Origin of the sequence: Pantoea sp. Cr_R13, assembly GCF_029222565.1 — a bacterium.
GTDB lineage: Bacteria > Pseudomonadota > Gammaproteobacteria > Enterobacterales > Enterobacteriaceae > Pantoea > Pantoea eucalypti.
In genome coordinates this window covers 98,633-112,748 of sequence record NZ_JARHXL010000018.1, presented here as the reverse complement: position 1 = coordinate 112,748, position 14,116 = coordinate 98,633, and the positions used below count along the sequence as shown (strand labels likewise).

The window sequence follows — 14,116 nt, the reverse complement described above, 5'->3', positions numbered from 1 at the left end:
CATGGCTGACTATCGGGGTAGAAAAGTTGTCATTATCGGGCTGGGCCTTACCGGGCTCTCCTGTGTTGATTTCTTTTTAGCGCAGGGCGTAACGCCTCGCGTGATGGACACCCGTGTCTCGCCGCCGGGGCTGGATAAATTGCCCGGGCAGGTTGAACGTCACCTGGGAGGCATCAACGGTGACTGGCTGCTGGCGGCCGATCTGATTGTTGCCAGCCCTGGCGTCGCGCTGGCGCATCCGATTCTTAGCGAAGCCGTCGAAGCCGGAATCGAAATCGTCGGTGATATTGAGCTGTTCTGCCGCGAGGCACAGGCACCTATCGTGGCGATCACCGGTTCCAACGGTAAAAGCACTGTTACAACGCTGGTGGGTGAAATGGCGAAAGCCGCGGGCTGGCAGGTGGGCGTTGGCGGCAATATCGGTCTGCCCGCACTGAGTCTGCTGCAATCACCCGCGCAACTTTATGTACTGGAACTTTCCAGCTTCCAGCTTGAGACCACTTACAGTCTGAAAGCGGCTGCGGCAACCGTGCTCAACGTCAGTGAAGATCATATGGATCGCTATCCGCTGGGTATGCAGCAGTATCGCGCCGCCAAGCTGCGGGTTTATGAGAATGCACAGATCTGCATCGTTAACGCCGATGACGCACTGACAATGCCGGTCCGCGGCGCAGATACCCGCTGTGTCAGCTTTGGTGTCGATTTTGGTGACTATCACCTGAATAAGCAGCAAGGCAGCATCTGGCTGCGGGTGAAGGGCGAGAAAGTCCTGAACACCGCTGAAATGAAGATGGTGGGACAGCACAACTACACCAACGCGCTGGCGGCACTGGCGCTGGCCGATGCGGTCGGTCTGCCACGCGCTTCAAGCCTGGCGGCCTTAACGCACTTTAACGGTCTGGCGCATCGTTTCCAGCTGGTCCATGAACATCAGGGCGTGCGCTGGATCAATGACTCCAAAGCGACCAACGTCGGCAGCACCGAAGCGGCGCTCAATGGCCTGCAGGTTCAGGGAACGCTGTGGCTGCTGATGGGCGGTGATGGTAAGTCTGCCGATTTTACGCCGCTGATCCCTTGGTTGCAGGGCGACAACGTGCGTCTTTACTGCTTTGGCCGCGACGGTGATGCGCTGGCCGCGCTGCGTCCTGATATCGCCGTGCGCACAGAAACCATGCGGCAGGCGATGGAGCAGATCGCGCCGCAGGTTAACGCAGGCGATATGGTTCTGCTGTCGCCGGCCTGCGCCAGCCTTGACCAGTTCCGTAACTTTGAGCAGCGCGGTGAGCAGTTCGCGCAACTGGCGAAGGAGCTGAGCTGATGCGTATTCCTGGTGCCGGACTGGCGGGATATTTCTCAGGACGCCTGAAAGATTGGGTCATGGGCGCACGTGAAAGTGATGACTCTTCGCTGGTGCTTTATGACCGCACACTGCTATGGCTCACGCTGGGCCTGGCGGTGATTGGTTTTGTGATGGTGACGTCGGCGTCAATGCCGGTGGGTCAGCGTCTGAATGACGATCTCTTTTACTTCGCCAAGCGTGATGCCTTCTACATCGTGCTGGCATTAGGTATGGCACTGGTCACGTTGCGGGTGCCGATGGATTTCTGGCAGCGCTACAGCAATGTGATGCTGATGGTCACGGTGGCAATGCTGCTGATTGTTCTGGTGGTTGGTAGTTCGGTTAACGGTGCATCGCGCTGGATCGCACTGGGTCCACTGCGTATCCAGCCGGCTGAGTTGTCGAAGCTCTCTTTGTTCTGTTATCTCGCCAGTTATCTGGTGCGCAAAGTGGAAGAGGTGCGTAACAACTTCTGGGGCTTCTGTAAGCCGATGGGCGTGATGGTCGTGCTGGCCGTGTTACTGCTGGCACAGCCGGACCTCGGTACGGTGGTTGTGTTGTTTGTGACTACGCTGGCAATGCTGTTCCTGGCCGGTGCCAAGCTGTGGCAGTTCATGGCAATTATCGGCTCCGGCATCTTTGCGGTAATTCTGCTGATCATTGCAGAACCCTATCGTATGCGCCGTGTGACGTCGTTCTGGAATCCGTGGGAAGATCCCTTTGGTAGCGGCTACCAGCTGACTCAGTCGCTGATGGCATTTGGTCGCGGTGAATTCTGGGGGCAGGGGCTCGGTAACTCTGTGCAAAAGCTGGAATATCTGCCGGAAGCTCATACCGACTTTATTTTCGCCATCATCGGGGAAGAACTCGGCTACGTCGGTGTGGTATTGGCACTTTTAATGGTATTCTTCGTCGCTTTTCGTGCGATGTCGATTGGCCGTCGTGCGCTGGAACTGGATCAGCGTTTTTCCGGCTTTTTAGCCTGTTCGATCGGTGTCTGGTTCAGCTTCCAGGCGCTGGTTAACGTCGGGGCTGCCGCAGGTATGTTACCGACCAAAGGTCTGACCTTACCGCTGATCAGTTACGGTGGGTCGAGTCTGATCATTATGTCGACCGCCATCGTTTTTTTATTACGCATAGATTATGAAACGCGCCTGGCGAAAGCGCAGGCGTTTACCCGGGGTGGTCGATGAGCGGTAAGCGATTGATGGTGATGGCAGGCGGAACAGGCGGACATGTCTTTCCCGGTCTGGCTGTCGCCCATCACCTGATGGAACAGGGCTGGCAGGTTCGCTGGTTAGGCACCGCTGACCGTATGGAAGCCGATCTGGTGCCGAAGCACGGCATCGAAATCGACTTTATCCGCATCAGCGGACTACGCGGGAAAGGCATGAAAGCGTTGCTGCTGGCACCGCTGCGCATCTTCAATGCATGGCGTCAGGCGCGTCGCATCATGAAAGCGTGGAAGCCGGATGTCGTGCTGGGCATGGGCGGCTACGTTTCCGGTCCGGGCGGCTTAGCGGCCTGGAGCTGCGGTATTCCGGTTGTGCTGCATGAGCAGAACGGTATTGCCGGTCTGACCAATAAATGGCTGGCGAAGATCGCCACCAAAGTTTTGCAGGCGTTTCCGGGCGCGTTTCCTGCCGCCGACGTGGTAGGAAATCCGGTTCGCACTGATGTTCTGGCACTGCCTTTACCTGCGCAACGTCTGGCAGATCGCCATGGCCCGATTCGGGTGCTGGTGATTGGTGGAAGTCAGGGCGCACGGATACTGAACCAGACGCTACCGCAGATTGCGGCGCTGGTGGGTGATGAGATCACCCTGTGGCATCAGACCGGTAAAGGGGCGTTGCCTGAAACAGAGAAAGCGTATCAGCAGGTCGGTCAGACGCAGCATAAAGTGACCGAATTTATTGATGATATGGCTGCTGCCTATGCCTGGGCTGATGTGGTGGTATGCCGCTCCGGCGCGTTAACCGTGAGCGAAGTTGCTGCCGCTGGTTTACCGGCCATTTTTGTGCCGTTTCAGCACAAAGATCGCCAGCAGTACTGGAACGCGCTGCCGCTGGAAAAAGCGGGCGCCGCCAGAATTTTTGAGCAGCCGCAATTTACTGCGGAGGCTGTAGCGGATCTGCTACGCCACTGGGATCGTGCAACACTGCTGACGATGGCTGAACAGGCCCGTCAGGTGGCTATCCCCGATGCGACTGAACGAGTCGCTCAGGAAGTGGCTCGCGCCGCAAAGTAATCATTCCGGTCAGCGCGTCTGACCTGTACCCGGACTGGGTACAAACTGAAATAGCAGGTAACAGAGAGCGATGAATACACAACAATTGGCAAAACTGCGTTCTATCGTGCCCGAGATGCGTCGCGTCCGGCACATCCACTTTGTCGGCATCGGCGGTGCTGGCATGGGCGGTATTGCCGAAGTGTTAGCAAATGAAGGCTACCATATCAGCGGTTCAGATCTGGCCCCTAACCCGGTGACGCAGAATCTGATTGCGCTGGGTGCCACTATTTATTTTAACCATCGCCCTGAAAACGTGACCGATGCCAGCGTGGTCGTGGTCTCCAGCGCCGTTTCGCAGGATAACCCTGAACTGGTAGCGGCACGTGAACAGCGCATTCCGGTGATCCGTCGGGCGGAGATGCTGGCTGAACTGATGCGTTTCCGTCACGGCATTGCCGTTGCTGGGACCCATGGCAAAACGACGACGACGGCGATGGTGTCGAGCATTTATGCGGAAGCGGGTCTCGATCCGACCTTCGTTAACGGTGGACTGGTTAAAGCAGCTGGCACCCATGCCCGTCTGGGTAACAGCCGGTATCTGATTGCTGAAGCGGATGAGAGCGATGCGTCGTTTCTGCATCTGCAGCCGATGGTGGCGATTGTGACCAACATTGAAGCTGACCATATGGACACCTATCAGGGCGATTTTGAGAACCTGAAGCAGACCTTTATTAACTTCCTGCACAACCTGCCGTTTTACGGTCGTGCGGTGATGTGCGTGGATGATGCGGTTATTCGTGACCTGATTCCTCGCGTGGGTCGTCATATCACCACGTACGGTTTCAGTGACGATGCGGATCTGCGCATTGAAAACTACGAGCAGAGTGGCGCGCAGGGGCATTTCACTCTGATTCGTCAGGATAAAGCGCCGCTGCAGATTACGCTGAACGCGCCGGGCCGCCACAATGCCCTGAACGCGGCAGCCGCTGTCGCCGTCGCCAGTGAAGAAGGCATCGAAGACAATGCGATTCTGGCCGCGCTGGAGAGCTTCCAGGGCACAGGCCGTCGCTTTGATCTGCTGGGTGAATTCCCGACCGAGCCAGTTAATGGACAACCAGGCACCGCGATGCTGGTGGATGATTACGGTCATCACCCAACCGAAGTTGACGCGACGATTAAAGCCGCGCGCGCAGGCTGGCCAGATAAAAAGCTGGTGATGGTGTTTCAGCCGCACCGTTACAGCCGTACCCGCGATCTGTTTGATGATTTCGCCAACGTACTGTCGCATGTCGATGTGTTGCTGATGCTGGATGTGTACTCCGCTGGTGAGACCGCGATTCCAGGCGCTGACAGTCGTTCGCTCTGCCGTGCCATTCGTAACAGGGGCAAGGTCGATCCGATTCTGGTGCCGGAACATGACGCACTGCCGGAAATGCTGGCGCCGCTGCTGTCAGGCAATGACCTGATTCTGGTACAGGGTGCCGGGAACGTCGGCAAGGTTGCCCGCAAGCTGGCGGACACGAAGCTCCAGCCGGAACGCAAAGCGGAGGATCGTCATGGCGGATAAAGTTGCAGTATTAATGGGTGGCACTTCGGCAGAGCGCGAGGTTTCGCTCAACTCGGGTCAGGCAGTGATTGCCGGATTGCGGGAAATGGGCATCGATGCACATGGCATCGATACCCGCGATGTCTCCGTATTAACGCTGAAAGAGCAGGGCTTTACCAAAGCCTTTATCGCGCTACATGGTCGCGGCGGTGAAGATGGCACGATGCAGGCGGTGCTGGAATTCCTGCAACTGCCTTACACCGGCAGCGGCGTGATGGCATCGGCGGTGACGATGGATAAGTTGCGCACCAAACTGCTGTGGCAGGGGCGTGGTTTACCATCAGGAAAATTTGTCTGGCTGACGCGTCAGCAGTTTGAGGCCGGGCTGGATGAGGAGAGCAACGCGGCGATTGCAGCGCTTGGCCTGCCACTGTTTGTGAAGCCAGCCTGTGAAGGCTCCAGCGTGGGCATCAGCCGGGTTAACGATCTGCACGCGCTGCCAGCGGCACTGGAGATGGCGTTTAAGTACGACAATGACGTACTGGTCGAGGCGTTTCTCAGCGGCGCGGAGTATACCGTCGCGATTGTGGGCGATCGTATCCTGCCCTCAATAGAAATAAAGAGCGCCAGCGAGTTCTATGACTATGAAGCTAAATACATTTCTGACGATACTCAGTACGTCTGTCCGGCCGACTTAAGTGCTGAACGTGAAGCTGAATTGCAGCAGTTGGTGCTGGCGGCCTGGCGTGCGCTGGGCTGTCGTGGCTGGGGACGGGTTGATGTGATGACCGACGGGGAAGGGCGCTTTCAGTTACTGGAAGCCAATACTTCCCCAGGCATGACCAGCCACAGCCTGGTCCCTATGGCAGCAAAACAGGCGGGTATGAGCTTCCCGCAGCTGGTAGCCCATATTCTGGAGTTGGCCGACTGATATGTCACAGGCGGCGATGAGAGTTCGAAACCGTGAACCGCAGGAGCGTATTCGCACCGGACGCAGTAACGGTGCCCGACTGTTCGGCATTTTTTTCCTGCTGATCGTTATCGGGATTATGGTTGCCGGCGGGCTGGTGGTGCTGAAGTGGATGAACGATGCGTCCCGGCTGCCGTTGTCAAAACTGGTGGTGACTGGACAGACGCATTACACCACGCACGACGATATTCGACAGGCGATTTTGTCGCTGGGTCCGCCCGGTACGTTTATGTCACAGAATGTGGACATTCTGCAGCAGCAGATTGAGCGGCTGCCGTGGATTAAGCAGGTCAGTGTGCGTAAGCAGTGGCCGGACGAACTGAAGATCCACCTGGTGGAGTATACGCCGGTGGCGCGCTGGAACGATTTGCATATGGTGGATGCAGAAGGTAACGCCTTCAGCGTACCCGCCAGTCATGTCGGCAAAGAGACACTGCCGATGCTGTATGGGCCAGAAGGGAGTGAGAAAGAGGTCCTGGCAGGCTATCACAGCATGGATGATGTGCTAAAAGCCCGGAAGTTTACCCTGAAGGTGGCGTCAATGACGGCCCGTCGTTCATGGCAGCTGGTCACCAGTGATGATGTACGTATCGAACTGGGACGCAGCGACACCATGAAACGACTGAATCGCTTTATTGAGCTCTACCCGGTACTGCAACAGCAAGGTCAGAACGAGAGCAAACGTATCAGCTACGTGGATTTGCGATATGACTCGGGCGCTTCTGTTGGCTGGACACCGGTCGTGATGGAGCCACAGGACAGTAATCAGCAACAGAACCAGGCACAGGCTAAACAACAATGATCAAGGCAACGGACAGAAAACTGGTAGTTGGACTCGAAATCGGCACTGCGAAAGTTGCCGCCCTGGTTGGGGAAATTCTGCCCGATGGTATGGTCAACATTATTGGGGTGGGCAGCTGTCCTTCCCGTGGTATGGATAAAGGTGGCGTAAACGATCTTGAGTCGGTGGTGAAATGCGTTCAGCGCGCCATCGATCAGGCTGAGCTGATGGCGGATTGCCAGATCTCCTCCGTCTACCTTGCTTTATCGGGCAAACATATCAGTTGTCAGAACGAAATCGGGATGGTTCCGATTTCAGAAGAGGAAGTGACTCAGGATGATGTAGAGAATGTCGTACATACCGCTAAATCGGTGAGAGTGCGCGACGAGCATCGCATCCTGCACGTTATTCCTCAGGAATACGCCATCGACTATCAGGAAGGGATCAAGAATCCGGTTGGGCTTTCTGGCGTGCGTATGCAGGCGAAAGTGCACCTGATCACCTGCCACAACGACATGGCGAAGAACATCGTTAAAGCCGTTGAGCGTTGCGGACTGAAAGTGGATCAGCTGATTTTTGCCGGTCTCGCCTCCAGTTTTGCCGTTTTGACTGAAGACGAACGTGAGCTGGGCGTGTGTGTTGTCGATATTGGTGGCGGTACAATGGACATAGCCGTATATACCGGCGGCGCTTTACGGCACACTAAGGTTATTCCGTATGCAGGCAACGTCGTCACCAGCGATATCGCCTATGCGTTTGGCACACCGCCAACGGATGCTGAAGCGATCAAAGTGCGTCATGGTTGCGCGCTGGGCTCGATTGTCGGCAAAGATGAGAACGTTGAGGTTCCGAGCGTGGGCGGACGTCCACCACGTAGCCTGCAACGTCAGACGCTGGCGGAAGTAATTGAGCCGCGTTATACCGAACTTTTGAATCTGGTCAATGACGAGATTCTGCAGTTACAGGAACAACTGCGTCAGCAGGGCGTAAAGCATCACTTAGCCGCAGGCATTGTCCTGACCGGTGGTGCAGCGCAAATTGAAGGACTGGCGGCCTGTGCGCAACGCGTATTCCATACGCAGGTGCGTATCGGACAGCCGCTGAATATTACCGGCCTGACTGACTATGCGCAGGAATCGTACTACTCCACTGCCGTGGGACTGTTGCATTACGGCAAAGAGTCGCACATGAACGGTGATGCAGAGACCGAAAAACGGGTCTCAGTAGGTAACTGGTTCAAGCGTATTAACAGTTGGTTAAAAAAAGAGTTTTAATTTTTGTGAAAGGGGATCATGCTGTTTTCTTTAGTGATCTCCAGGCGACAGGCACATAACGGAGAGAAATCATGTTTGAACCTATGGAATTAACCAACGACGCGGTGATTAAAGTCATCGGCGTCGGTGGCGGCGGCGGTAACGCCGTAGAGCACATGGTACGCGAACGTATCGAAGGTGTGGAATTCTTTGCTGTGAATACCGACGCGCAAGCGCTGCGTAAAACAGCTGTCGGCCAGACCATTCAGATCGGTAATAACATTACCAAAGGTCTGGGTGCGGGTGCGAATCCGGAAGTAGGCCGTAACTCAGCAGAAGAAGATCGCGAAGCACTGCGGGCTGCGCTGGAAGGGGCAGACATGGTCTTCATCGCAGCAGGCATGGGCGGCGGTACCGGTACCGGTGCAGCCCCTGTAGTTGCTGAAGTGGCTAAGGATCTCGGTATCCTGACGGTGGCCGTTGTTACCAAGCCGTTCAACTTCGAAGGCAAAAAGCGCATGGCGTTTGCTGAGCAGGGGATCGCTGAACTTTCTAAGCACGTCGATTCACTGATCACCATTCCCAACGACAAGCTGCTGAAAGTGCTGGGCCGTGGTATTTCCCTGCTGGATGCATTTGGCGCTGCTAACGACGTGCTGAAAGGCGCAGTCCAGGGTATTGCCGAGCTGATCACCCGTCCGGGCCTGATGAACGTCGACTTTGCTGACGTGCGTACAGTGATGTCCGAAATGGGCTATGCCATGATGGGTTCAGGCGTTGCGTGCGGTGAAGATCGTGCGGAAGAAGCGGCTGAAATGGCGATCTCCAGCCCACTGCTGGAAGATATTGATCTGTCAGGCGCCCGTGGCGTGCTGGTCAACATTACTGCGGGCTTCGACCTGCGTCTGGATGAGTTTGAGACCGTGGGTAACACTATCCGCGCCTTCGCCTCTGACAACGCAACCGTTGTAATCGGTACCTCTCTGGATCCGGAAATGAATGACGAACTGCGCGTCACTGTCGTGGCAACCGGCATCGGCATGGACAAGCGTCCGGAAATCACGCTGGTCACCAACAAGCCAGCCAGTCAGCCAGTGATGGACCATCGCTATCAGCAGCACGGTATGTCACCGCTGCCGCAGGAGCAAAAACCTGCTGCCAAAGTCGTTAATGACCAGGCTGCGCAGTCGAACAAAGAGCCTGACTATCTTGATATTCCGGCCTTTTTACGTAAGCAGGCCGATTAGGATTAACCCTATAATTGGGATTATCCGCTCTTTGTGCTAAAGTGTCTGTCCGCTGGTAAAGTATACTGGCGGTCGGAAAGGTGATACTGCGAGATAATGCGATGATCAAACAAAGGACATTAAAACGTATTGTTCAGGCGACGGGTGTCGGTTTACATACCGGCAGAAAAGTCACACTGACATTACGCCCTGCGTCGGCTAATACCGGGGTCATCTATCGTCGCACCGACTTGAATCCACCGGTAGATTTTCCGGCTGATGCAAAATACGTGCGCGACACCATGCTGAGTACCTGCCTGGTGAATGATGAAGGCGTGCGTATTTCAACGGTTGAACACCTCAATGCCGCCCTGGCGGGTCTGGGTATCGACAACATTATTGTTGAAGTCGATGCGCCGGAAATCCCGATCATGGATGGCAGCGCAGCACCGTTTATCTATCTGCTGATGGATGCGGGTATCGAGCAGCTCAACAGCGCGAAGAAATTTGTGCGTGTTAAGCAGACCGTGCGTGTGGAAGAGGGTGATAAATGGGCCGAGATCAAACCGTACAACGGTTTCTCGCTTGATTTCACCATCGACTTCAAACACCCGGCTATCGACTCCAGCTCACAGCGCTATGCGATGAACTTCTCTGCTGACGCCTTTGTTCGTCAAATCAGCCGGGCGCGTACATTTGGCTTTATGCGTGAAATCGAATATCTGCAGTCTAAAGGCCTGTGCCTGGGCGGTAGCTTAGATTGTGCGATAGGTCTGGATGATTTCCGCGTACTGAATGAAGAAGGTCTGCGTTTTGAGGACGAGTTTGTTCGTCACAAAATGCTGGACGCGATTGGCGACTTGTTTATGTGTGGCCACAACATCATTGGCGCATTCTCTGCGTTTAAATCGGGTCACGCGCTGAACAACAAGTTGCTGCAAGCGGTTCTGGCTAAGCAGGAAGCCTGGGAATGGGCAACCTTCGAAGACGAAGCTGAACTGCCAGTGGCATTCAAAGCACCGAATCTGGTTCTGGCTTAACTACCCCAGAACGTGAAACGGCTGGTTATGCTGACACCCTCTCCGGTCAGCGGCGCCAGCCGTTTTTTTATGGCCTTCTGTCAAACTCCTGACGACTGCGACGTCGCTCGCAACACATTGTCTGTTCTGCTGAATTGCTGAACAATCACACGCGTTTTCTCACACCGCCACTTTAATCCCAGGTGTGGATGCCCCACATTAATGTTACTATCTGTGGCGCTTTTACAGGCCGAAATCCGTTGCGGCTCGCGGCGGGTACACGAAAACAAGAGCGCAACAGAGCGTGCGCGATGGAAAGGTTGTGATCGGGATTCTTCAGCGCTGGCGACAATTAGGTAGACGCTATTTCTGGCCTCATCTCCTGTTAGGGATGGTAGCGGCCAGCTTTGGCCTGCCAGCCTGTGCGCAAAGCGCCGAACCCAACGCGTCCTCTGAATCGCCAGCCAGCAGCCTCTTTCTTGGCAATGCCACACGCTTTGATCATTTAATCCGGCTCCAGGAAGCGTCACGGCGTCCGAGCTTCAGCGTGGATTACTGGCATCAGCACGCCATCCGCACCGTTATTCGTCACCTTTCTTTCACGCTTGCCCCCCAGGCGCAGGCGGAACAACAGCAGTTACCGCTGGCGGCCCAAAAGCTGGCGCTTATTGACTCACTGCATAATTTACTGACATCGCACTCTGCGCTGCATACCGTACCGCAGCAGATGGCAACACCGCCTCTCTTCATGGCCGTTACCCGTTCATGGGTAGAATGGCATGCCAGTGTGCATGGCATCCGCGCCGGACCCGCCCGATTGTTCTGCTAATAGTATTGGTTTTACTCACTCTGTTTAGATTTCGCAGTCCGGAATATTCCGGCTGAATTGAGAATATATTTATTATGTTTAGCAAAATATTAACCAAGGTTTTTGGTAGCAGTAACGATCGTACGCTGCGTCGTATGCGCAAGGTGGTAGATGTCATCAATAAGATGGAGCCTGATTTTGAGAAGCTCTCTGATGATGAACTGAAAGCTAAAACCGACCTGTTCCGCGAGCGTCTGAAAAAAGGCGAATCGCTGGAAAGTCTGATCCCGGAAGCGTTCGCGACCGTGCGTGAAGCGAGTAAACGTGTGTTCGGTATGCGTCACTTTGATGTGCAGCTGATCGGCGGCATGGTGCTGAACGACCGTTGCATCGCTGAGATGCGTACCGGTGAAGGTAAAACCCTTACTGCAACGCTGCCAGCCTACCTGAATGCGCTGTCTGGCAAAGGCGTTCACGTGGTGACCGTCAACGACTATCTGGCACAGCGTGATGCGGAAAACAACCGACCACTGTTTGAGTTCCTGGGTCTGACGATTGGTATCAACATGTCGGGCCTGCCGGCTGTGGCGAAGCGTGAAGCTTATGCAGCAGACATTACCTACGGCACCAACAACGAGTATGGCTTCGACTACCTGCGCGACAACATGGCGTTCAGTCCGGAAGAGCGCGTACAGCGTAAACTGCACTATGCGCTGGTGGATGAGGTCGACTCCATCCTGATCGATGAAGCGCGTACACCGCTGATCATCTCCGGTCCGGCAGAAGACAGTTCTGATCTCTACACCAAAGTGAACAAGATCATCCCTCATCTGGTTCGCCAGGATAAAGAAGATACCGAAACCCATCAGGGTGAAGGCGACTTCTGGGTCGATGAGAAAGCGCGTCAGGCTCATATGTCTGAACGCGGTCTGGTGAAAGTGGAAGAGCTGCTGGTCAGCCAGGGCATCATGGAAGCGGGCGAGTCACTCTACTCGCCGACCAACATCATGCTGATGCACCACGTCACTGCGGCACTGCGCGCGCATGCACTCTTTACCCGCGATGTTGATTACATCGTGAAAGATGGCGAAGTGGTGATTGTTGATGAACACACCGGCCGTACCATGCAGGGTCGTCGCTGGTCAGATGGTCTGCATCAGGCGATTGAAGCGAAAGAAGGCGTAGAGATCCAGAACGAGAACCAGACGCTGGCTTCTATTACCTTCCAGAACTACTTCCGTATTTACGAAAAGCTGGCCGGTATGACCGGTACTGCTGATACCGAAGCGTTCGAATTCAGCTCTATTTACAAGCTCGACACCATTGTCGTGCCGACTAACCGTCCGATGGTGCGTAAAGATCTGGCTGACCTGGTCTACATGACCGAGAAAGAGAAGATCGATGCGATTATCGAAGATATCCGTGAGCGTACAGCCAATGGACAGCCGGTACTGGTGGGCACCATCTCGATTGAAAAATCAGAAGTGGTCTCTAATGAACTGACCCGCGCCGGTATCAAACATAACGTCCTGAACGCCAAATTCCACGCCCGTGAAGCGGACATCGTGGCGCAGGCTGGTCAACCAGGTGCGGTCACTATCGCGACCAACATGGCCGGACGTGGTACGGACATTATGCTGGGCGGTAGCTGGCACGCTGAAGTGGCCGAACTGGAAGAGCCAACCGAAGCGCAAATCGAAGAGATTAAAGCGGCATGGCAGATTCGTCATGACGCGGTGCTGGCGTCAGGTGGTTTGCACATCGTCGGTACCGAGCGTCACGAATCCCGTCGTATCGATAACCAGCTGCGTGGTCGTGCAGGTCGTCAGGGTGACGCCGGTTCTTCACGCTTCTATCTGTCGATGGAAGATGCGCTGATGCGTATTTTCGCCTCAGACCGCGTGTCAAATATGATGCGTAAACTGGGCATGAAGCCTGGCGAAGCGATTGAGCACCCTTGGGTGACTAAAGCGATTGCCAACGCGCAGCGTAAAGTGGAAAGCCGCAACTTCGATATCCGTAAGCAGCTGCTGGAATATGATGATGTGGCTAACGACCAGCGTCGTGCGATCTACAGTCAGCGTAATGAGCTGCTGGATGTGTCTGATGTGAGCGAAACCATTAACAGCATTCGCCACGATGTCTACAAAGCCACTATCGATACCTACATTCCGCCACAGTCGCTGGAAGAAATGTGGGACGTGCCTGGTCTGGAAGAGCGTCTGCGCACTGACTTCGATCTTAACCTGCCGATTGCAGAGTGGCTGGACAAAGAGCCCGATCTGCATGAAGAAGTGCTGCGTGAACGCATCATGGCCCATGCTATGGAAAGCTACGCAGAGAAAGAAGAGATCGTCGGCGCGGAAATGATGCGCAACTTCGAAAAAGGCGTGATGCTGCAGACGCTGGACTCTCTGTGGAAAGAGCATCTGGCAGCGATGGACTATCTGCGCCAGGGTATCCATCTGCGCGGCTATGCGCAGAAAGATCCAAAGCAGGAGTACAAGCGTGAATCCTTTGCCATGTTCGCCGCAATGCTTGAATCACTGAAGTATGAAGTGATCAGTACGCTGAGCAAAGTTCAGGTGCGCATGCCAGAAGAAGTTGAAGCGATGGAGCAACAGCGTCGCGAAGAAGCTGAACGTCTGGCACAGCAACAGCAGCTGAGCCATGTGGAAGAAGATCTGCTGGCAGCTGAGCCTGTGGCTGAGCAAAGTGGAGAACGCAAAGTGGGCCGAAACGATCCCTGCCCATGTGGTTCCGGTAAAAAGTATAAGCAGTGTCATGGCCGTATCGCCTGAGGCTAAATGCTGATAAAAAAGGAGCCGCTGGCTCCTTTTTTTATGGCCTTTGCCACCACGATGACTATGCCCATGCTGAGCTAAAGCGGTTAACTTCCGTTACGGCATGCTCTAAAATCAGCCTTCATTCACCATTACTACCG

Annotated in this window: 11 protein-coding genes; all 11 read left to right on the top strand. The window is 55.0% G+C overall.

Annotated features, from left to right (window positions below; translation table 11 throughout):
- The first annotated feature begins 1 nt into the window (after position 1).
- Positions 2-1,318 (top strand): UDP-N-acetylmuramoyl-L-alanine--D-glutamate ligase, encoded by a 1,317-nt coding sequence (murD, locus tag P2R09_RS17480; protein WP_003854752.1) that lies wholly within the window; start codon positions 2-4, stop codon positions 1,316-1,318.
- Positions 1,318-2,532 carry a cell division protein FtsW gene (ftsW, locus tag P2R09_RS17475; RefSeq protein ID WP_003854750.1) on the top strand — a complete coding sequence of 405 codons (1,215 nt, stop codon included), beginning with the start codon at positions 1,318-1,320 and terminating at the stop codon, positions 2,530-2,532. The genes murD and ftsW overlap by 1 nt, the downstream gene beginning before the upstream one ends.
- The gene (murG, locus tag P2R09_RS17470) at positions 2,529-3,587 is read left to right on the top strand and encodes an undecaprenyldiphospho-muramoylpentapeptide beta-N-acetylglucosaminyltransferase (RefSeq protein ID WP_003854746.1); all 1,059 of its coding nucleotides are present in this window, start codon (positions 2,529-2,531) and stop codon (positions 3,585-3,587) included. Before ftsW ends, murG begins: the two co-directional genes overlap by 4 nt.
- Positions 3,588-3,657: 70 nt before the next feature.
- Complete coding sequence (murC, locus tag P2R09_RS17465; RefSeq protein WP_003854744.1) at positions 3,658-5,136, top strand: UDP-N-acetylmuramate--L-alanine ligase; 1,479 nt, start codon at positions 3,658-3,660, stop codon at positions 5,134-5,136.
- Positions 5,126-6,046 carry a D-alanine--D-alanine ligase gene (locus tag P2R09_RS17460; protein ID WP_275771578.1) on the top strand — a complete coding sequence of 307 codons (921 nt, stop codon included), beginning with the start codon at positions 5,126-5,128 and terminating at the stop codon, positions 6,044-6,046. Before murC ends, P2R09_RS17460 begins: the two co-directional genes overlap by 11 nt.
- 1 nt (position 6,047) lies before the next feature.
- Positions 6,048-6,887, top strand: coding sequence for a cell division protein FtsQ (ftsQ, locus tag P2R09_RS17455; protein WP_003854740.1), 840 nt, complete (start codon positions 6,048-6,050; stop codon positions 6,885-6,887).
- Complete coding sequence (ftsA, locus tag P2R09_RS17450) at positions 6,884-8,140, top strand: cell division protein FtsA (protein WP_003854739.1); 1,257 nt, start codon at positions 6,884-6,886, stop codon at positions 8,138-8,140. The genes ftsQ and ftsA overlap by 4 nt, the downstream gene beginning before the upstream one ends.
- Before the next feature lie 71 nt (positions 8,141-8,211).
- Positions 8,212-9,366 carry a cell division protein FtsZ gene (gene ftsZ / locus P2R09_RS17445; protein ID WP_003854738.1) on the top strand — a complete coding sequence of 385 codons (1,155 nt, stop codon included), beginning with the start codon at positions 8,212-8,214 and terminating at the stop codon, positions 9,364-9,366.
- Positions 9,367-9,467: 101 nt separating this feature from the next.
- Positions 9,468-10,385, top strand: a complete 918-nt coding sequence (lpxC, locus tag P2R09_RS17440) for a UDP-3-O-acyl-N-acetylglucosamine deacetylase (RefSeq protein ID WP_275771572.1) — start codon at positions 9,468-9,470, stop codon at positions 10,383-10,385.
- Between the two features lie 301 nt (positions 10,386-10,686).
- On the top strand, positions 10,687-11,193 hold the full coding sequence (secM, locus tag P2R09_RS17435) for a secA translation cis-regulator SecM (RefSeq protein WP_231001620.1): 507 nt from the start codon (positions 10,687-10,689) through the stop codon (positions 11,191-11,193).
- 74 nt (positions 11,194-11,267) lie between these two features.
- Positions 11,268-13,973, top strand: a complete 2,706-nt coding sequence (secA, locus tag P2R09_RS17430) for a preprotein translocase subunit SecA (protein WP_275771566.1) — start codon at positions 11,268-11,270, stop codon at positions 13,971-13,973.
- Positions 13,974-14,116: the final 143 nt, after the last annotated feature.